Source organism: Streptomyces sp. NBC_01255 (assembly GCF_036226445.1).
GTDB lineage: Bacteria > Actinomycetota > Actinomycetes > Streptomycetales > Streptomycetaceae > Streptomyces.
Genome location: NZ_CP108474.1, coordinates 7,132,617 through 7,152,295 on the forward strand (window position 1 = coordinate 7,132,617; position 19,679 = coordinate 7,152,295).

Consider the following 19,679-nt stretch of genomic DNA (forward strand, 5'->3'; position numbering starts at 1 on the left):
CCGGGCCGAGTGGCCCGGGCCTTTTCCCGTTCGTCCCGTCAGGCGTCGTAGGCGTCGGCCTTCCTCGGGCCCGGGTCCTGGACGGCTCCGCCGAGGAACATCGAGCGGTTGGTGAAGCGCTCCGTGTCCACACCGTGGTCGTCGAGCATCTTGACGGTCGCGGCGTGGACGGCCCGCAGCACCGGCGTCGCCATGCGGATCGCGTCGTCGGCCATGAAGCGGTTCTTCCAGAGCGGGCCCGCCCAGGCGTGACGCAGGCCGAAGGGCTCGGGCAGGACGAGCTTGCCGCCGAGGAAGTCCAGGAGCGGCGGGTACCAGGAGAGCGGGGCGCGGACCGCGAGCCGGACCACCTCGTCCGTCTCCATCAGCGGCTGCTGGATCTCCCTCGTCTCCCAGAAGCGGACGGCCTTCGAGACCTCCTTGGTCTTCGCCTTGGGCTTCGTCGTGAAGAGGGAGTGCACGGGCCCCAGGGCGTGGCCGGTGACCTCGACCCGGAGCGTGTGGTGGAGCGAGGTGACGGTGACCAGCATCGTGAGGACGAGGTTTCCGTCCCACAGGATGAACTGCACGCCGAGGTAGTGGCGGTTGCCGGCGCCGAACTGCTGGTCGTTGCAGATGCGCTGTATCTCGTGCGGCTTCACCTGGTAGTGGACGATGCTGTCGCCCTCGGGGCGGCTGACCTCGTCAGCGCCCTCGCCGACCGGGGAGACGACCCAGTGCTTGACGGTCGGCTTGGGGAAGCCCGTCTTGAGGGAGCCGCGCTCCAGCAGCGCGAGCTGGTCGTGGATCTTCCGTATGACGTCCCAGGCGCGGAAGTCGTGGATCTCCCGGCCGGGCTGCGGGACGAGCTCCTCGGCGAGGGTCCAGCTGCCCCAGCGGGTGCCCATGCCGAGGATGCCCTTCGTGCCCGCGTAGAAGACGATGTTGGACTGCTGCTCGGCGGAGAGCTTCTCCAGGTTCAGCCGGAGGGCCTCGGCGGCCTTCTCGCCCGGATCCTGCGGCACGGCCTCGGGGATCTTCGGACCGGCGCCGCCGCCGCTGAGCAGGGAGGTCCACTGCTCGCGCAGGGCGACCGCGGTCTTCTCGCAGATCTGGCGCGCGAGGAACCAGCCGACGACCGGAGCCACGATCATGGCGCGCAGGTAGTTCGGCAGGATCCCGTCGAAGGGCAGCTTGATCAGCACGAGCAGGGCGAACAGGCCGGCGGCGACGAGGAGTGCGGTGCCGACGGCGCTGGTGCGCTTGTTCGCGGAGCCCGCGGCGATCCTGCGGAGCTGGATGACGCCGAGCCAGAGGAGCAGACCGGGCAGGAAGAGGACGCCGCAGAAGAACGTGACCAGGGTCAGCCTGCTGTCGCGCTGCCTGCGGATCCGGGAGGCGGCGAGGCAGTGCTCGACGACCGGCTGGGGCTCCGCGCCGAAGGACTGGATGAGGGCCTTGCGGCCGCCGCCGAGCATGCGTACCTGGACCGCGCGGGAGAAGGCCTCGCCGAGGTCGGGGTGGAAGAGCTTGTTCCATCTCCCTTCCTTGACCGTCGACTTGTGCAGGTCGTTGTCGGCGTCCAGGATCACCTCGACCGGGCTGTCGCGGTACGCGACGGAGGCGAGGGCATGGGTCGCCGCCGTGCGTCCGTCCGACCCCTGGAGGGGAACCTGTGCCCCGGGTCCGAATCCGTCGAAAGCCACTGCCGCCCCCATCGCCGCGAGTACCTGTGCGGGCTGTTCCCAACTGCCGCGCCCCGCACACCTTCTGAGCTGGGCACCACAGCGTAACCGGGTAGCGGCTGATGCGTCACCGGAGCGCACGGTCCCGGCCGAATGCCGCCCGCCGGTTCGGTGCCGGCCGGGCGGCAGCGGCTCTCGCCCCGTCAACTGCGAGTGTCAGGAACCCTTTTCGGCCTCGCCGCGGATCCTGTCCGCGAGGTGCGGGGGCATCGGTTCGTGCCGGGCGTACGCGCGGTCGAAGCGGCCCGTGCCGTGCGAGACGGAGCGAAGGTCGATCGCGTACCGGCCGATCTCGATCTCCGGAACCTCGGCCCTGACCAGCGTCCGTCCCGGCCCCGCCTGCTCGGTGCCGACGACCCGGCCGCGCCGCCCCGACAGATCGCTCATGACAGGGCCGACGTACTCGTCGGGGACGAGGACCTGGACCTCGGCGACCGGCTCCAGGAGATGCACGGCGACGTCGGCGGCCGCCTCGCGCAGCGCGAGCGCCCCGGCCGTCTGGAAGGCGGCGTCGGAGGAGTCGACCGAGTGGGCCTTGCCGTCCCGCAGGGTGATCCGGACGTCGACGAGCGGGTAGCCGGCGGCGACGCCCCGGGCGGCCTGGGCCCGCACCCCCTTCTCGACGGAGGCGATGAACTGGCGCGGGACCGCTCCGCCGACCACCTTGTCGACGAACTCGATGCCGCTGCCCGCCGGCAGCGGCTCCACGTCGAGCTCGCAGATCGCGAACTGGCCGTGGCCGCCGGACTGCTTGACGTGCCGGCCCCGGCCGGCCGACGCGCCGCCGAAGGTCTCGCGCAGCGACACCTTGTATGGTACGGCGTCCACCCGGACCCCGTACCGTCCCTGGAGCCGTTCCAGGACGACGTCCTGGTGGGCCTCGCCCAGGCACCACAGCACCACCTGGCGGGTGTCCTGGTTCTGTTCGAGGCGCATGGTCGGGTCCTCGGCGACCAGCCGGGCCAGGCCCTGCGAGAGCTTGTCCTCGTCGGCCTTGCCGTGCGCCTCGACGGCGAGCGGCAGCAGGGGCTCCGGCATGCTCCACGGCTCCATCAGGAGCGGGTCGTCCTTCGCGGAGATCGTGTCGCCGGTCTCGGCGCGGCCCAGCCGGGCGACACAGGCGAGGTCCCCGGCGATGCAGTGCGCCATGGGCCGCTGCTGCTTGCCGAAGGGAGAAGTGAGTCCCCCGATCCGCTCGTCGACGTCGTGGTCCTCGTGGCCCCGGTCGGCCAGGCCGTGGCCGGAGACGTGCACCGTCTCGTCGGGTCGCAGCGTCCCGGAGAAGACCCGCACCAGGGAGATCCGGCCGACGTACGGGTCGGCGGCGGTCTTGACGACCTCGGCGACCAGCGGGCCGTCGGGGTCGCAGGTGACCGGTGGCCGGGGCTGCCCGTCGGGCGTGGTGACGGCGGGCGGCTCGTGCTCCAGGGGGGAGGGGAAGCCGCCGGTGATCAGCTCCAGGAGTTCGAGGGTGCCGAGGCCCTGCGTCCCGCCGTCGACGGCGGGGGCGGCCGCGAGGACCGGGTGGAAGCCGCCCCGGGCGACGGCCTTCTCCAGGTCGTCGACGAGCGTCTTCACGTCGATCTCCTCGCCGCCGAGATAGCGGTCCATGAGGGTCTCGTCCTCGCTCTCCGCGATGATCCCCTCGATGAGCCGGGCGCGGGCCTCCGCGATCAGCTCCCGCTGGCCCTCGTCGGGCTCCTCCTCGCGTCGTACGCCCGTCGAGTAGTCGAGGATCCGCTCCGAGAGCAGACCGACGAGTCCCGTGGCGGGCGCGTGCCCGTCGGCGCCCTCGGTGCCGCGCACCGGCAGATAGAGGGGGAGGACGGCGTCCGGGTCGTCGCGCCCGAAGAGGTCGGCGCAGACGGCGGTGAGCTCGGTGAAGTCGGTGCGGGCGGTGTCGAGGTGGGTGACGACGATGGCGCGGGGCATGCCGACGGCGGCGCACTCCTCCCAGACCATGCGGGTGGAGGCGGCGACGGCATCGGCCTCCTGCGCGGCCGAGACGACGAAGAGGGCCGCGTCCGCCGCCCGCAGACCGGCCCTCAGCTCCCCGACGAAGTCGGCGTACCCGGGTGTGTCGAGGAGATTGATCTTGAACCCGTCCCAGCCGACCGGGACGAGGGAGAGCTGTACGGAGCGATGCTGGCGGTGCTCGATCTCGTCGTAGTCGGAGACCGTCCCGCCGTCCTCGACGCGCCCCGCCCGGTTGACCGCCCCGGCGGCCTGGGCGAGCGCCTCGACGAGGGTCGTCTTGCCCGATCCACTGTGGCCGACCAGCACCACGTTCCGTACGGACGCGGGCCGGTCGGCCGTCAAAGCCCTGCCGGCGGCTCCGGCGGCCGTGTTCGCCTTGTCACCCATGATGTGTTCCTCCCGACTGCTCGCACGGTGCGGCGGGACGCGGGCGCGGGGGAGTGGCGTGTCGCGGTGCGGCTCCTGCGCGTGCCCGCGGTGGTCCTTCGAGCTTTGCACCGGCTTCGGGAAGCGTCCATACGTCGTACACGCACGGACCCGCGAGGGGACGTCGACGCGGCGGGGACGGGTGCCCGCCGCGTCGACGGCGCGCGCGTGGCTACGATGGGTGAGCCGGTGGTCATAGGGGCCGCGCGGCCCACCGAACCTCGGGAAGGCCATGCTGAACAAGTACGCGCGTGCCTTTTTTACGCGTGTCCTCACACCGTTCGCCGCGTTTCTGCTCCGCCGGGGCGTCAGCCCCGACGCGGTCACGCTCATCGGCACGGCGGGAGTGATGGCCGGTGCGCTGGTCTTCTTCCCCCGGGGAGAGTTCTTCTGGGGCACGATCGTCATCACCCTCTTCGTCTTCTCCGACCTCGTCGACGGCAACATGGCCCGGCAGGCGGGGATCTCCAGCCGTTGGGGGGCGTTCCTCGACTCGACGCTCGACCGGGTCGCGGACGGCGCCATCTTCGGCGGCTTCGCGCTCTGGTACGCGGGCACGGGCGACGACAACGTGCTGTGCGCCGTCGCCATCTTCTGCCTCGCGAGCGGCCAGGTCGTCTCGTACACCAAGGCCCGTGGCGAATCGATTGGCCTGCCGGTAGCGGTGAACGGTCTCATCGAGCGCGCCGAGCGCCTCGTCATCTCGCTGGTCGCCGCCGGTCTCGCCGGACTGCACGCCTTCGGCGTGCCCGGCGTCCAGGTGCTGCTCCCGATCGCCCTGTGGATCGTGGCGGTCGGCAGCGCGGTGACGCTGGGACAGCGCGTGGTGACGGTACGACGGGAGTCGGCCGAGGCGGACGCCGCGGCCAGGGGGAGCGAGGCGGCGTCGTGAGCGCACTGAAGGACAAGCTGACCGACGGGCTGTACGGCCTCGGCTGGTCGACCGTGAAGAAGCTGCCGGAGCCGGTGGCGACCGGCCTCGGCCGGCGGATCGCCGACTTCGCCTGGAAGCGGCGCGGCAAGAGCGTCCTGCGCCTGGAGTCCAACCTCGCGCGCGTGGTGCCGGACGCCACGCCCGAGCGCCTCGCCGAGCTGTCGAAGGCCGGCATGCGCTCGTACATGCGGTACTGGATGGAGTCCTTCCGGCTGCCGACCTGGAGCAAGGAGCGGGTCGAGAGCGACGTCGACATCAAGGGCGCCCACTACCTGCTCGAAGGTGTCGCCGCCGGGCGGGGCGTCATCATCGCGCTGCCGCACCTGGCCAACTGGGACCTCGCGGGTGTGTGGGTGACCCGCGCGCTCGGCCTGCCGTTCACGACGGTCGCGGAGCGGCTCAAGCCGGAGACCCTGTACGACCGCTTCGTCGCCTACCGCGAGTCCCTCGGCATGGAGGTCCTCCCGCACACCGGGGGGTCCGCCTTCGGGACGCTCGCGCGGCGGCTGCGGGCCGGCGGCCTGGTCTGCCTGGTCGCCGACCGCGACCTGTCGGCGTCCGGCATCGAGGTCACGTTCTTCGGCGACACGGCACGGATGCCGGCCGGCCCGGCGATCCTCGCGCAGCAGACGGGCGCGCTGCTGCTGCCGGTGACGCTCTGGTACGACGACACGGCCGTCATGCGTGGGCGGATCCACCCGCCCGTCGACGTACCGGAGTCAGGTACGCGGGCCGAGCGGACGTCTGTGACGACACAGGCGCTGGCCGACGCCTTCGCCGCCGGCATCGCGGACCACCCGGAGGACTGGCACATGCTGCAACGACTGTGGCTCGCGGACCTGGACGAACGCCCTGAGGGCCCGCAGGGCCCGGACCGGGAAGGGGAGCGGACCGCGTGAGGATCGGGATCGTCTGCCCGTACTCCTGGGACGTGCCGGGCGGCGTCCAGTTCCACATCCGCGACCTCGCCGAACACCTCATCCGGCTCGGGCACGAGGTCTCCGTCCTCGCGCCCGCCGACGACGAGACCCCGCTGCCGCCGTACGTGGTGTCGGCGGGCCGCGCCGTGGCCGTGTCGTACAACGGCTCGGTGGCGCGGCTCAGCTTCGGCTTCCTCTCCGCCGCCCGCGTGCGCCGCTGGCTGCACGACGGCACCTTCGACGTCGTCCACATCCACGAGCCGACGTCGCCCTCGCTGGGGCTGCTCACCTGCTGGGCGGCTTCGGGGCCGATCGTCGCGACCTTCCACACGTCGAACCCGCGCTCGCGGGCGATGATCGCCGCGTACCCGATCCTCCAGCCCGCCCTGGAGAAGATCAGCGCCCGGATCGCGGTGAGCGAGTACGCGCGCCGGACCCTCGTCGAGCACCTCGGCGGCGACGCCGTCCTCATCCCCAACGGCGTCGACGTGGACTTCTTCGCCCGCGCCGAGCCGAAGAAGGAGTGGCAGGGCGAGACGCTCGGCTTCATCGGGCGGATCGACGAACCGCGCAAGGGTCTGCCCGTCCTCATGCGGGCCCTGCCCAGGATCCTCACCGAGCGTCCGGGGGCCCGGCTGCTGGTCGCCGGCCGCGGCGACGAGGAGGAGGCGGTGGCCGCGCTGCCGCGCGAGATGCGCTCCCGGGTGGAGTTCCTCGGCATGATCAGCGACGAGGACAAGGCGCGGCTGCTGCGCAGCGTCGACGTGTACGTGGCACCCAACACCGGCGGCGAGAGCTTCGGCATCATCCTCGTCGAGGCGATGTCGGCCGGCGCGCCGGTGCTCGCCGCCGACCTCGACGCCTTCGCCCAGGTCCTCGACCAGGGCGGCGCGGGCGAGCTCTTCGCCAACGAGGACGCGGACGCGCTCGCGGAGGCGGCGATCCGGCTCCTGGGCGACGAGACGCGGCGCGCGGAGCTGAGCGCCCGGGGCTCGTCGCACGTCCGGCGCTTCGACTGGAGCACGGTCGGCGCGGACATCCTCGCCGTCTACGAGACGGTCACGGACGGCGCGGCGGCGGTGGACACGGACGAGCGGGTCGGCCTGCGGGCACGGCTGGGGCTGTAGGCGCGCCCACTCTTCGGCTGAGGCGGGGCGGCCCCGCCTCAGCCGTCGCGCACGTGTCCTGTTCGCCCATGACCGTGACCTTTGGGGAGGGGTGCTCCCGCCGCCCCGGTAGCCTGTGCGCCCGTGACCGAAACCCTGATCTGGACCGTTGTCGCGCTGATCCTCATCGGCGTCTATCTCAGCTGGACCGCCGGACGGCTCGACCGGCTGCACTCCCGTATCGACGCCGCCCGCGCCGCCCTGGACGCCCAGCTGCTCCGCCGGGCCTCGGTCACCCAGGAGCTGGCCACCTCCGGCGTCCTCGACCCCGCCGCCTCGATCGTGCTGTACGAGGCCGCGCACGCCGCCCGGCAGGCCGAGGAGGACCACCGGGAGGTCGCCGAGAGCGAACTCAGCCAGGCGCTGCGGGCCGTCTTCGGCGAGCCCGAGCAGGTGGAGCTCGTACGGGAGGCGCCCGGCGGCCCCGAGGCCGCGGGGGAGCTGGCCCAGGCCGTGCGCCGGGTGCCGATGGCGCGCCGCTTCCACAACGACGCCGTACGGGCCGCCCGCGCCCTGCGCCGCCACCGCAAGGTGCGCTGGTTCCGGCTCGCAGGCCACGCACCCTTCCCGCTGGCCTTCGAAATGGACGACGAGCCGCCCGTGGCCCTTGCCGATCGCCCGGCCTGAGCCCGCGTCACCTGGGAAAACGATCCACCGGGTCCACATTGGCCCTTGATGTGGACCCCATGTGGCCTGTTTCCTCATCTTGTCGTCAACCCCTGTTGTCACGAGTGAGGTATCCGTGTCCACCACGCCTTCCACCACCTTCCAGTCCCCCGAGACCGGCACCGCGCGCGTCAAGCGCGGCATGGCCGAGCAGCTCAAGGGCGGCGTGATCATGGACGTGGTCAACGCCGAGCAGGCGAAGATCGCCGAGGACGCCGGCGCCGTGGCCGTCATGGCCCTGGAGCGGGTCCCCGCGGACATCCGCAAGGACGGCGGCGTGGCCCGCATGTCCGACCCGAACATGATCGAAGAGATCATCGGCGCGGTTTCCATCCCGGTCATGGCCAAGTCCCGCATCGGCCACTTCGTCGAGGCGCAGATCCTGCAGTCCCTCGGCGTCGACTACATCGACGAGTCCGAGGTCCTGACCCCGGCCGACGAGGTCAACCACTCCGACAAGTGGGCCTTCACGACCCCCTTCGTCTGTGGTGCCACCAACCTGGGCGAGGCCCTCCGCCGCATCGCCGAGGGCGCGGCCATGATCCGCTCCAAGGGCGAGGCCGGCACCGGCAACGTCGTCGAGGCCGTCCGCCACCTGCGCCAGATCAAGAACGAGATCGCCAGGCTGCGCGGCTACGACAACAACGAGCTGTTCGCCGCCGCCAAGGAGCTGCGCGCCCCGTACGAGCTCGTCAAGGAGGTCGCCGAGCTCGGCAAGCTGCCGGTCGTGCTGTTCTCCGCCGGTGGTGTCGCCACCCCCGCCGACGCCGCGCTCATGCGCCAGCTCGGTGCCGAGGGCGTCTTCGTCGGCTCCGGCATCTTCAAGTCGGGCGACCCGGCCAAGCGTGCCGCCGCCATCGTGAAGGCCACCACGTTCTTCGACGACCCGAAGGTCATCGCGGACGCCTCCCGCAACCTGGGCGAGGCCATGGTCGGCATCAACTGCGACACCCTCCCCGAGTCCGAGCGCTACGCCAACCGGGGCTGGTAAGCACCGATGAACCCCACTCCCGTCATTGGTGTCCTGGCCCTCCAGGGCGACGTACGGGAGCACCTGATCGCCCTGGCCTCGGCTGACGCCGTGGCCAGGCCGGTCCGGCGCCCCGAGGAGCTCGCCGAGGTCGACGGCCTGGTCATCCCCGGTGGTGAGTCCACCACCATCTCCAAGCTGGCCGTGCTCTTCGGCCTCATGGAGCCGCTCCGCGAGCGCATCGCCGCGGGTATGCCGGTCTACGGCACCTGCGCCGGGCTGATCATGCTCGCCGACAAGATCCTCGACCCGCGCTCGGGCCAGGAGACCTTCGGCGGCATCGACATGATCGTCCGCCGTAACGCCTTCGGGCGGCAGAACGAGTCCTTCGAGGCCGGCGTCGCCGTCACGGGCATCGAGGACGGCCCCGTCGAGGGCGTCTTCATCCGCGCCCCGTGGGTCGAATCCGTCGGCGCCCAGGTAGAGGTCCTCGCCGAGCACGGCGGCCACATCGTGGCCGTACGGCAGGGGAACGCCCTCGCCACTTCGTTCCACCCCGAGCTCACCGGGGATCACCGACTGCACGGCCTGTTCGTCGACATGGTGCGCGCCGCACGGTGACTCGATCCCGGTAGGATCTCTGGGGTTCGTTCAGAAATGGGTTACGCGAAGGAGACAGGCAGATGTCCGGCCACTCTAAATGGGCTACGACGAAGCACAAGAAGGCCGTGATCGACGCCAAGCGCGGCAAGCTCTTCGCGAAGCTGATCAAGAACATCGAGGTCGCGGCCCGTACCGGCGGTGCCGACCTGGACGGTAACCCGACGCTGTTCGACGCCGTCCAGAAGGCGAAGAAGAGCTCGGTCCCGAACAAGAACATCGACTCGGCGATCAAGCGCGGCGGCGGCCTCGAGGCCGGCGGCGTCGACTACGCGACGATCATGTACGAGGGCTACGGCCCGAACGGTGTCGCGGTGCTCATCGAGTGCCTCACCGACAACCGCAACCGTGCCGCCTCCGACGTCCGCGTCGCCATGACCCGCAACGGCGGCTCCATGGCCGACCCCGGCTCGGTCTCGTACCTGTTCAACCGCAAGGGCGTCGTCGTGCTCCCCAAGGGCGAGCTGTCCGAGGACGACGTCCTGGAGTCGGTGCTCGAAGCCGGCGCCGAGGAGGTCAACGACCTCGGTGAGTCCTTCGAGATCATCAGCGAGGCCACCGACCTGGTCGCGGTCCGTACCGCCCTCCAGGAGGCCGGCATCGACTACGACTCGGCCGACTCCAGCTTCGTCCCGACCATGCAGGTCGAGCTCGACGAAGAGGGCGCGCGCAAGATGTTCAAGCTGATCGACGCGCTGGAGGACAGCGACGACGTGCAGAACGTCTTCGCCAACTTCGACGTCAGCGACGAGGTCATGGAGAAGGTCGACGCCTGACGGTGTCGGATCACGCCTGATCACGGCTGTTTCAACAGCGGGCCGACGGGGACACACCCCCGTCGGCCCGCTGCGTTGTCAGTGCCAGCCGATAGCCTGCACAAACAGTTGAGCGACAGCGGTCCAGGGAGGGGCACAGTGCGCGTTCTCGGGGTGGACCCCGGGCTGACCCGGTGCGGCGTCGGCGTCGTCGAGGGCGTCGCCGGCCGGCCCCTGACCATGCTCGGGGTGGGCGTGGTCCGGACGGCGGCCGACGACGACATCGGTGTGCGCCTGGTCGGTATCGAACGGGGCATCGAGGAGTGGCTCGACCGCTTCTCACCCGAACTGGTCGCCGTGGAGCGGGTGTTCAGCCAGCACAACGTGCGTACGGTGATGGGCACGGCCCAGGCCAGCGCGGTCGCCATGCTGTGCGCCTCACGCCGCGGCATCCCCGTCGCCCTGCACACCCCGAGCGAGGTGAAGGCCGCCGTCACGGGCAGCGGGCGGGCCGACAAGGCCCAGGTCGGGGCCATGGTGACGCGGCTCCTGCGGCTCTCCGCACCGCCCAAGCCGGCCGACGCCGCCGACGCCCTCGCGCTCGCCATCTGCCACATCTGGCGGGCGCCCGCCCAGAACCGGCTCCAGCAGGCCGTCGCCCAGAACCGCCTCCAGCAGGCGGTCGCCAAGCAGCAGGCGACCGCCGCACAGCAGGTCCCCGGCCCGCAGCAGGCAACCGCTCCACACCAGACATCCGCCGTGAAAGGCCGAACCCGATGATCGCCTTCGTCAGCGGCCCGGTCGCCGCGCTCGCCCCCACCACCGCCGTGATCGAGGTCGGTGGCGTGGGCATGGCCGTCCAGTGCACGCCGAACACCCTCTCCGCCCTGAGGATCGGTCAGGAAGCCCGGCTCGCCACCTCCCTGGTCGTGCGCGAGGACTCGCTCACGCTGTACGGCTTCGCCGACGACGACGAGCGGCAGGTCTTCGAGCTGCTCCAGACCGCCAGCGGTGTCGGCCCCCGGCTCGCGCAGGCGATGCTCGGCGTGCACAGCCCCGACGCGCTGCGCGTCGCCGTCTCCACCGGCGACGAGAAGGCGCTCACCGCCGTCCCCGGCATCGGCAAGAAGGGCGCGCAGAAGCTCCTCCTCGAACTGAAGGACAAGCTCGGCGCCCCCCTGGGCAGCAGCGGCCTGGTCGGCGCCCAGCGCGCCGCGGCCTCCGGGCCCGCGCCCTGGACTGAGCAGCTGTCCGCCGCGCTGATCGGGCTCGGCTACGCGAGCCGCGAGGCCGACGAGGCCGTCAGCGCCGTCACCCCGCAGGCCGAGGCCGCCCTCGCCGAGACCGGCAGCGCGCCCGTACCGCAGCTGCTCCGCGCCGCCCTGCAGACCCTCAACCGCGCGCGCTGACCTCCCCGCCCGGCCCCGGCGGGCCGGGCGCCACCACCGACCGTACGAACGAGAAGGCATCCACCGTGAACTGGGACGACGACATCACCGCCGAGGCAGCCGAGGCCGAGGCGCGGATCGTCGACGCCGCAGCCGAGGGGGACGACCAGGCCGTCGAGGCCGCCCTGCGCCCGAAGGACCTCAGCGAGTTCGTCGGCCAGGAGAAGGTCCGCCAGCAGCTCGACCTGGTCCTCAAGGCGGCCCGCCAGCGCGGCGCCACCGCCGACCACGTGCTGCTCTCCGGCGCCCCCGGCCTCGGCAAGACCACCCTCTCGATGATCATCGCCGCCGAGATGAACGCGCCGATCCGCATCACCTCCGGCCCTGCCATCCAGCACGCCGGCGACCTCGCGGCGATCCTCTCCTCCCTCCAGGAGGGCGAGATCCTCTTCCTCGACGAGATCCACCGGATGTCCCGGCCCGCCGAGGAGATGCTGTACATGGCGATGGAGGACTTCCGCGTCGACGTCATCGTCGGCAAGGGCCCGGGTGCCACCGCAATCCCCCTGGAACTCCCGCCCTTCACGCTGGTCGGCGCCACCACCCGGGCCGGACTCCTGCCGCCCCCGCTGCGCGACCGCTTCGGCTTCACCGCCCACATGGAGTTCTACGACCCGGGCGAGCTCCAGCGCGTGATCCACCGCTCCGCCGGCCTCCTCGACGTCGAGATCGACCCCGCCGGCGCCGCCGAGATCGCCGGCCGCTCCCGCGGCACCCCCCGCATCGCCAACCGCCTCCTGCGCCGGGTCCGCGACTACGCGCAGGTCAGGGCCGACGGAGTGATCACCCGCGACATCTCCGAGGCCGCCCTCCGGGTGTACGAGGTGGACAGCCGGGGCCTCGACCGGCTCGACCGCGCCGTCCTGGAGGCGCTCCTCAAGCTGTTCGGCGGCGGCCCGGTCGGCCTGTCCACCCTCGCGGTCGCCGTGGGGGAGGAGCGCGAGACCGTCGAAGAGGTCGCCGAACCCTTCCTCGTACGCGAAGGCCTGCTGGCCCGTACGCCCCGTGGTCGGGTCGCCACTCCCGCGGCATGGGCCCACCTCGGACTCGTTCCGCCGCAGGCAGCGGGCCCGGGGACGTCCGGAAGCGGACAACAGGGGCTCTTCGGGGCGTGACGGTGGCGACACTCGCCTGGACCGGAACCAGGGTGCGATGCTGGACGTTGTTCCATCGATGCGGACTCGCCTAGACTCCGCCGATGCCGCCCTTTCTGGTCGGCGCGCCCACCCCCGAAGATCAGGCCGCGGGTTCTCCGCGACCGTGCGAAGGAAACCCGTCCCGTGAGCATCGTGACCCTCCTCCCCTTCATCGTCCTCATCGGGGCCATGTTCCTGATGACCCGCTCTGCGAAGAAGAAGCAGCAGGCGGCCGCGCAGATGCGCAATGAGATGCAGCCCGGCACCGGTGTGCGGACGATCGGGGGGATGTACGCCACCGTCAAGGAGATCGGCGACGAGACCGTCCTCCTCGAGGTCGCGCCCGGCGTCCACGCCGTCTACGCCAAGAACTCGATCGGCGCGGTCCTCGAGGACTCCGAGTACAACCGCATCGTCCACGGCGACGACCCGGAGTCGGACACCGACGCCGTCGTCCCCGACGACGCCTCCTCGCTCACCGAGACCGCCGAGGCCACGGAGAAGGACGCGGAGAAGGACGCGGTGACCGCCGAGTCCGAGGACGCGGCGCCGAAGGCCGACCTGACGAAGAAGGCGGACGCGGCCGAGGCCGGGACCGAGGGGCAGAAGGACGGCAAGGCCGACGGCGAGACCGACGCGAAGTAGTCGCGGCCGGGGACCCCGCGCACGCCCACCGGCGTGCGCGGTCTCCGGAACGGTTGCACGTCTGCGGGGGCAGGTCCCCACACACACTTCGTGGCCGTCTCACGCATACCCGGCGGGAGACGGTTGGACAGGGAGATACGACAGGTGGCAGCACCGAAGAAGGGCCGAGGGGCGGCGGGGGGACAGAGCCGTCCGGGCCGCGCCCTGGCATTCATCCTGATCGCCATGGTCGCGCTCACCGGCGGAATGTTCTGGTCGGGGCACACCACCCCGCGCCTCGGCATCGACCTCGCCGGCGGAACGTCGATCACGCTCAAGGCGAAGGCCGAGCCCGGCCAGGAGTCGGCGGTCAACGAGACCAACATGAACACCGCGGTCGGCATCATCGAGCGCCGTGTCAACGGTCTGGGTGTCTCCGAGGCAGAGGTCCAGACGCAGGGCCGTGAGAACATCATGGTCAACATCCCCCGGGGTACGAACGAGAAGCAGGCCCGCGAGCAGGTCGGCACCACCGCCCAGCTCTACTTCCGGCCCGTTCTCACCGTCGCCGACGGCGCGCCCCCGGCGGCGCCGAGCGCCACCCCCTCGGGCTCCGCCTCGGGAACTCCCTCGGCCAAGCCGTCCTCCTCCGCCTCCGGCGCGAGCGTCGGCGAGAAGTCGGCCACCCCGACGGCCACCGCCACCACGCAGGGCCGCGCGGTCAGCGAGGCCCTCAAGGCCCCGAGCCCGACGCCCACCGCGAGCTCCTCGACCTCCGCGAAGCCGCAGGCCACCGGGACCCCGCAGGCGACCCCTTCGGCCGACGCCGCCACCGTGGCGCTGCAGCAGAAGTTCGCCACCCTGAACTGCCTCGACCCCAAGCAGCGCGCCGCCGCCGGCCAGGGCGTCAAGCCGACCGAGCCCACCGTGGCCTGCGGCGAGGACAACCCGGGCGTGTGGGCGAAGTACCTGCTCGGTCCCGCCGAGGTCGAGGGCAAGGACGTCGACGACGCCAAGGGCCAGTTCGACCAGCAGCGCGGTATGTGGATCGTCACCATGGACTTCACGGACGAGGGTTCGAAGAAGTTCCAGTCGATCACCGGCAAGCTCTCGCAGCAGGCCGACCCGCAGAACCGGTTCGCGATCGTCCTCGACGGCCAGGTCGTCTCGGCGCCCTCCGTGCGCCAGACGCTCAGCGCCAGCGCGGAGATCTCCGGCAACTTCAACCAGGAGTCCGCCCAGGACCTGGGCAACATCCTGTCCTACGGTGCGCTGCCGCTCACCTTCGAGACCCAGAGCGTCGACACCGTCACCGCCGCCCTCGGCGGTGACCAGCTGGAAGCCGGCCTCATCGCCGGTGCCATCGGTCTCGCCCTGGTCATCATCTACCTGGTCGCCTACTACCGCGGTCTGTCGCTGGTCGCCATCCTCAGCCTCGGCGTCTCGGCGGTCCTCACCTACGTGATCATGGCCCTGCTCGGCCCGGCCATCGGCTTCGCGCTGAACCTGCCGGCCGTCTGCGGCGCCATCGTCGCCATCGGTATCACCGCGGACTCGTTCATCGTCTACTTCGAGCGCATCCGCGACGAACTCCGCGAGGGCCGCACGCTCCGCCCGGCCGTCGAGCGCGCCTGGCCGCGTGCCCGCCGCACCATCATGGTCTCCGACTTCGTGTCGTTCCTGGCCGCGGCAGTGCTCTTCATCGTCACCGTCGGCAAGGTCCAGGGCTTCGCGTTCACGCTCGGCCTCACCACCCTGCTCGACATCGTCGTGGTGTTCCTCTTCACCAAGCCGATCATGACGATGCTCGCGAAGACCAAGTTCTTCGGCAACGGTCACCCGTGGTCGGGTCTCGACCCGAAGCGTCTCGGCGCCAAGCCGCCGCTGCGCCGCACCCGCCGTGCCACTGCCCCTGCCGCTGCCGACCCGAAGGAGGCGTGAGATGTCGAAGCTCGGCGATCTCGGCGCCCGGCTCCACCGCGGTGAGGTCGGTTACGACTTCATCGGCAACCGCAAGATCTGGTATGGCCTGTCCATCCTGATCACCATCACCGCCATCGTCGCCCTGGCCGTCCGCGGCCTCAACATGGGCATCGAGTTCCAGGGCGGCGCGGTCTTCACCACCCCGAAGAGCGAGGTCTCCGTCAGCCAGGCGCAGGAGTACGCGGAAGAGGCCTCGGGCCACGACGCGATCGTCCAGCAGCTCGGCAACGGCTCCCTCCGCATCCAGGTCGGCGGCCTCGACACCGCCCAGTCCGACCAGGTCCGCGAGGAGCTCGCCAAGGACCTGAACGTCCCCGAGGACAAGATCGCGGCGGAGCTCGTCGGCCCCAGCTGGGGTGAACAGATCGCCACCAAGGCCTGGACGGGTCTGGGGATCTTCATGATCCTCGTGGTGATCTATCTGGCGATCGCCTTCGAGTGGAGAATGGCGGTCGCGGCACTCATCGCCCTCATCCACGACCTCACGATCACCGTGGGCATCTACTCACTGGTCGGCTTCGAGGTCACCGTCGGTACCGTCATCGGTCTGCTGACGATCCTCGGCTATTCGCTGTACGACACAGTCGTCGTCTTCGACTCCCTCAAGGAACAGACGAAGGACATCACGAAGCAGACCCGCTTCACCTACAGCGAGCTGGCCAACCGCTCGATCAACGGCACCCTGGTCCGTTCGATCAACACCACCGTGGTCGCGCTGCTGCCCGTCGCCGGCCTGCTCTTCATCGGTGGCGGCGTCCTCGGCGCGGGCATGCTGAACGACATCTCGCTGTCGCTGTTCGTGGGTCTCGCCGCCGGCGCGTACTCCTCGATCTTCATCGCCACCCCGCTCGTCGCCGACCTCAAGGAGCGCGAGCCGTCGATCAAGGCGCTCAAGAAGCGCATCATGGTCAAGCGGGCCGCCGCAGCCGCCAAGGGCGAGCCGCTGGACGCCGCGGACGACCTGCCCGGCGAGGCCGCCGTCGTGGGCCCGCGCGCGAGCCGTCACGGCGCCCAGGAGCACCGCGGATGACCACAGGAACGCAGGACGTCAACGGGCTGCTGCTCAGCCGCATCCGCGACGTCCCCGACTACCCGAAGCCGGGCGTGCTGTTCAAGGACATCACGCCGCTGCTCGCCGACCCGGAGGCCTTCACCGCCCTCACCGACGCCCTCGCCGCACTGTGCACCGCGCACGGCGCGACGAAGATCGTCGGCCTGGAGGCCCGCGGCTTCATCCTGGCCGCCCCGGTCGCCATCCGCGCGGGCCTGGGCTTCATCCCGGTCCGCAAGGCAGGCAAGCTCCCCGGGGCCACGCTCCGCCAGGCCTACGAGCTGGAGTACGGCACCGCCGAGATCGAGGTGCACGCCGAGGACCTCGCCGCGGGCGACCGCGTCATGGTCATCGACGACGTCCTCGCCACCGGCGGCACGGCCGAGGCCTCGATCGAGCTCGTCCGCCGGGCCGGCGCCGAGGTCGCGGGTGTCGCGGTCCTTATGGAGCTCGGCTTCCTCCCGGGCCGCGCCCGTCTGGAACCGGTCCTGAACGGCGCCCCGCTCACGGCGCTGATCACGGTCTGACCCCAGGGTCCGACAGCACGGCCCACAGCAAGGCCCACAGGGGCGCTCCGGGGAATCCCCGGGGCGCCCCCGCTGTTTTCCCGGTATGTCCCCGTACGGGGCCCGAATGGAGCGCTTCCCCGGCGCCCGTGCCGTCCGCGCCCCGGGCGCGTGAGCAGGGCGGGTCGTGGCTCGATACCATGGCCTCTCCGGGCCTGACCGGGGGACCCGGAACCGCACGAGGAGCGCTCTTGCCAGACGAGGCCCAGTCACTCTCCGCCGCGCAGCCCGACCCGAAGGCCGAAAAGGCCGCGCCGGGGACCGGCACGCCCCAGGACAAGCCCGCGGAGACCGGGCCCGCGCCCGAGACGCCCGCCCCGGCGCCCACTCCGGCCCCCGCCGCCCGGCCCGCGCCGGCCGCGCCCGCCCGCTCGGGCGGCTCGTCCAACCGCGTCCGCGCCCGCCTCGCCCGCCTCGGCGTCCAGCGCTCCTCCCCGTACAACCCGGTCCTCGAACCACTGCTGCGGATCGTCCGGTCCAACGATCCCAAGATCGAGACGGCGACCCTCCGCCAGATCGAGCGCGCCTACCAGGTCGCCGAGCGCTGGCACCGCGGCCAGAAGCGCAAGAGCGGCGACCCGTACATCACGCACCCGCTCGCCGTCACGACGATCCTCGCCGAGCTCGGCATGGACCCGGCGACGCTGATGGCCGGTCTCCTGCACGACACCGTCGAGGACACCGAGTACGGCCTCGACACCCTCCGCCGCGACTTCGGCGACCAGGTCGCCCTGCTCGTCGACGGCGTCACCAAGCTCGACAAGGTCAAGTTCGGCGAGGCCGCGCAGGCCGAGACCGTCCGCAAGATGGTCGTCGCCATGGCCAAGGACCCGCGCGTCCTGGTCATCAAGCTCGCCGACCGCCTGCACAACATGCGCACCATGCGCTACCTCAAGCGGGAGAAGCAGGAGAAGAAGGCCCGCGAGACCCTCGAGATCTACGCGCCCCTGGCCCACCGCCTGGGCATGAACACCATCAAGTGGGAGCTGGAGGACCTCGCCTTCGCGATCCTCTATCCCAAGATGTACGACGAGATCGTCCGGCTCGTCGCCGAGCGCGCCCCCAAGCGGGACGAATACCTCGCCATAGTGACCGACGAGGTCCAGACCGACCTGCGCGCCGCCCGTATCAAGGCCACCGTCACCGGCCGCCCCAAGCACTACTACAGCGTCTACCAGAAGATGATCGTCCGCGGCCGTGACTTCGCGGAGATCTACGACCTGGTCGGCATCCGCGTCCTCGTGGACACCGTCCGCGACTGCTACGCGGCGCTCGGCACCGTCCACGCGCGATGGAACCCGGTCCCCGGCCGGTTCAAGGACTACATCGCGATGCCGAAGTTCAACATGTACCAGTCGCTGCACACGACGGTCATCGGACCCAACGGCAAGCCCGTCGAGCTCCAGATCCGCACCTTCGACATGCACCGGCGCGCCGAGTACGGCATCGCCGCGCACTGGAAGTACAAGCAGGATCCTTCCGCCGGCGCCTCCAAGGTACGTACCGACGTGCCGAAGAAGACCGGCAAGGACGACCACCTCAACGACATGGCGTGGCTGCGCCAACTCCTCGACTGGCAGAAGGAGACCGAGGACCCCAGCGAGTTCCTGGAGTCCCTGCGCTTCGACCTCTCGCGCAACGAGGTCTTCGTCTTCACGCCCAAGGGCGACGTCATCGCGCTGCCCGCCGGGGCCACCCCCGTCGACTTCTCCTACGCGGTCCACACGGAGGTCGGACACCGCACGATAGGAGCACGGGTCAACGGGCGGCTCGTCCCGCTCGAATCGACCCTCGACAACGGCGACCTGGTGGAGGTCTTCACCTCCAAGGCCGCCGGCGCCGGACCCTCCCGCGACTGGCTCGGCTTCGTCAAGTCCCCGCGCGCCCGCAACAAGATCCGCGCCTGGTTCTCCAAGGAGCGCCGCGACGAGGCCATCGAGCAGGGCAAGGACGCCATCGCGCGGGCCATGCGCAAGCAGAACCTGCCGATCCAGCGGATCCTCACCGGCGACTCGCTCGTCACCCTCGCCCACGAGATGCGCTACAGCGACATCTCCTCGCTGTACGCGGCGATCGGCGAGGGCCACGTCACCGCCCAGTCCATCGTCCAGAAGCTGGTCCAGGCGCTCGGCGGCGAAGAGGCGGCCACCGAGGACATCGACGAGGCCGCCCCGCCGACCCGCGGCCGCTCCAAGCGCCGCTCCAGCGCCGACCCGGGCGTCGTCGTCAAGGGCGTCGAGGACGTCTGGGTGAAGCTGGCGCGCTGCTGTACGCCCGTCCCCGGCGACCCGATCATCGGGTTCGTCACCCGGGGCAGTGGCGTATCGGTTCACCGCAGCGACTGCGTGAACGTCGAGTCGCTCTCCCGTGAGCCGGAGCGCATCCTCGAGGTCGAGTGGGCGCCCACCCAGTCCTCGGTCTTCCTGGTCGCCATCCAGGTCGAGGCCCTGGACCGGTCCCGGCTCCTCTCGGACGTCACCCGGGTCCTCTCGGACCAGCACGTCAACATCCTCTCGGCGGCCGTCCAGACGTCCCGCGACCGGGTGGCCACCTCGCGCTTCACCTTCGAGATGGGCGACCCCAAGCACCTGGGCCACGTCCTGAAGGCGGTCAGGGGCGTGGAGGGCGTCTACGACGTCTACCGCGTGACCTCGGCGCGCAGGCCGTAGTGAC

17 protein-coding genes are annotated in these 19,679 nt (G+C 71.1%); 15 read left to right on the top strand and 2 right to left on the bottom strand.

The annotated features are described in order from the left end of the window. Positions 1–38: 38 nt before the first annotated feature. Together OG357_RS32355 and OG357_RS32360 are read right to left on the bottom strand one after the other, a co-directional pair. Positions 39–1,697 carry a hypothetical protein gene (locus OG357_RS32355; RefSeq protein ID WP_329624491.1) on the bottom strand — a complete coding sequence of 553 codons (1,659 nt, stop codon included), beginning with the start codon at positions 1,695–1,697 and terminating at the stop codon, positions 39–41. Positions 1,698–1,880: 183 nt separating this feature from the next. Beyond that, the gene (locus OG357_RS32360; protein ID WP_329624492.1) at positions 1,881–4,088 is read right to left on the bottom strand and encodes an elongation factor G-like protein EF-G2; all 2,208 of its coding nucleotides are present in this window, start codon (positions 4,086–4,088) and stop codon (positions 1,881–1,883) included. 271 nt (positions 4,089–4,359) lie between these two features. Between OG357_RS32360 and pgsA the strand changes: the two genes are divergently transcribed. The 15 genes from pgsA to OG357_RS32435 all read left to right on the top strand — a co-directional run bounded on the left by pgsA (position 4,360) and on the right by OG357_RS32435 (position 19,675). Then, complete coding sequence (gene pgsA / locus OG357_RS32365) at positions 4,360–5,019, top strand: phosphatidylinositol phosphate synthase (RefSeq protein ID WP_329624493.1); 660 nt, start codon at positions 4,360–4,362, stop codon at positions 5,017–5,019. After that, on the top strand, positions 5,016–5,960 hold the full coding sequence (locus OG357_RS32370) for a phosphatidylinositol mannoside acyltransferase (protein ID WP_329624494.1): 945 nt from the start codon (positions 5,016–5,018) through the stop codon (positions 5,958–5,960). The genes pgsA and OG357_RS32370 overlap by 4 nt, the downstream gene beginning before the upstream one ends. Continuing rightward, entirely contained in the window at positions 5,957–7,108 is a 1,152-nt protein-coding gene (locus OG357_RS32375; RefSeq protein WP_329624495.1) for a glycosyltransferase family 4 protein, read from the top strand. The genes OG357_RS32370 and OG357_RS32375 overlap by 4 nt, the downstream gene beginning before the upstream one ends. Positions 7,109–7,231: 123 nt before the next feature. Continuing rightward, positions 7,232–7,774: a hypothetical protein gene (locus OG357_RS32380; RefSeq protein WP_024758567.1), complete on the top strand. Its 543-nt coding sequence runs from the start codon at positions 7,232–7,234 to the stop codon at positions 7,772–7,774. 115 nt (positions 7,775–7,889) lie between these two features. After that, complete coding sequence (gene pdxS / locus OG357_RS32385) at positions 7,890–8,804, top strand: pyridoxal 5'-phosphate synthase lyase subunit PdxS (RefSeq protein WP_317593804.1); 915 nt, start codon at positions 7,890–7,892, stop codon at positions 8,802–8,804. 6 nt (positions 8,805–8,810) lie between these two features. Beyond that, a complete protein-coding gene (pdxT, locus tag OG357_RS32390) occupies positions 8,811–9,404 on the top strand; it encodes a pyridoxal 5'-phosphate synthase glutaminase subunit PdxT (protein WP_329624496.1) in 594 nt (197 codons plus the stop codon). 62 nt (positions 9,405–9,466) lie between these two features. Then, the gene (locus OG357_RS32395) at positions 9,467–10,219 is read left to right on the top strand and encodes a YebC/PmpR family DNA-binding transcriptional regulator (RefSeq protein ID WP_317593802.1); all 753 of its coding nucleotides are present in this window, start codon (positions 9,467–9,469) and stop codon (positions 10,217–10,219) included. 138 nt (positions 10,220–10,357) lie between these two features. After that, entirely contained in the window at positions 10,358–10,978 is a 621-nt protein-coding gene (gene ruvC, locus OG357_RS32400) for a crossover junction endodeoxyribonuclease RuvC (RefSeq protein ID WP_329624497.1), read from the top strand. Continuing rightward, complete coding sequence (gene ruvA, locus OG357_RS32405; protein ID WP_329624498.1) at positions 10,975–11,607, top strand: Holliday junction branch migration protein RuvA; 633 nt, start codon at positions 10,975–10,977, stop codon at positions 11,605–11,607. The genes ruvC and ruvA overlap by 4 nt, the downstream gene beginning before the upstream one ends. 65 nt (positions 11,608–11,672) lie before the next feature. Beyond that, positions 11,673–12,761, top strand: coding sequence for a Holliday junction branch migration DNA helicase RuvB (gene ruvB / locus OG357_RS32410; RefSeq protein ID WP_329624499.1), 1,089 nt, complete (start codon positions 11,673–11,675; stop codon positions 12,759–12,761). 165 nt (positions 12,762–12,926) lie between these two features. After that, a complete protein-coding gene (yajC, locus tag OG357_RS32415) occupies positions 12,927–13,427 on the top strand; it encodes a preprotein translocase subunit YajC (protein WP_329624500.1) in 501 nt (166 codons plus the stop codon). Positions 13,428–13,571: 144 nt separating this feature from the next. Continuing rightward, positions 13,572–15,347: a protein translocase subunit SecD gene (gene secD, locus OG357_RS32420; RefSeq protein WP_329624501.1), complete on the top strand. Its 1,776-nt coding sequence runs from the start codon at positions 13,572–13,574 to the stop codon at positions 15,345–15,347. 1 nt (position 15,348) lies between these two features. Beyond that, positions 15,349–16,419 (top strand): protein translocase subunit SecF, encoded by a 1,071-nt coding sequence (secF, locus tag OG357_RS32425; RefSeq protein WP_329624502.1) that lies wholly within the window; start codon positions 15,349–15,351, stop codon positions 16,417–16,419. Further along, positions 16,416–16,967 carry an adenine phosphoribosyltransferase gene (locus OG357_RS32430; RefSeq protein WP_329624503.1) on the top strand — a complete coding sequence of 184 codons (552 nt, stop codon included), beginning with the start codon at positions 16,416–16,418 and terminating at the stop codon, positions 16,965–16,967. The genes secF and OG357_RS32430 overlap by 4 nt, the downstream gene beginning before the upstream one ends. Positions 16,968–17,197: 230 nt before the next feature. Then, positions 17,198–19,675 (top strand): RelA/SpoT family protein, encoded by a 2,478-nt coding sequence (locus tag OG357_RS32435; RefSeq protein ID WP_329624504.1) that lies wholly within the window; start codon positions 17,198–17,200, stop codon positions 19,673–19,675. Positions 19,676–19,679 lie beyond the last annotated feature (4 nt).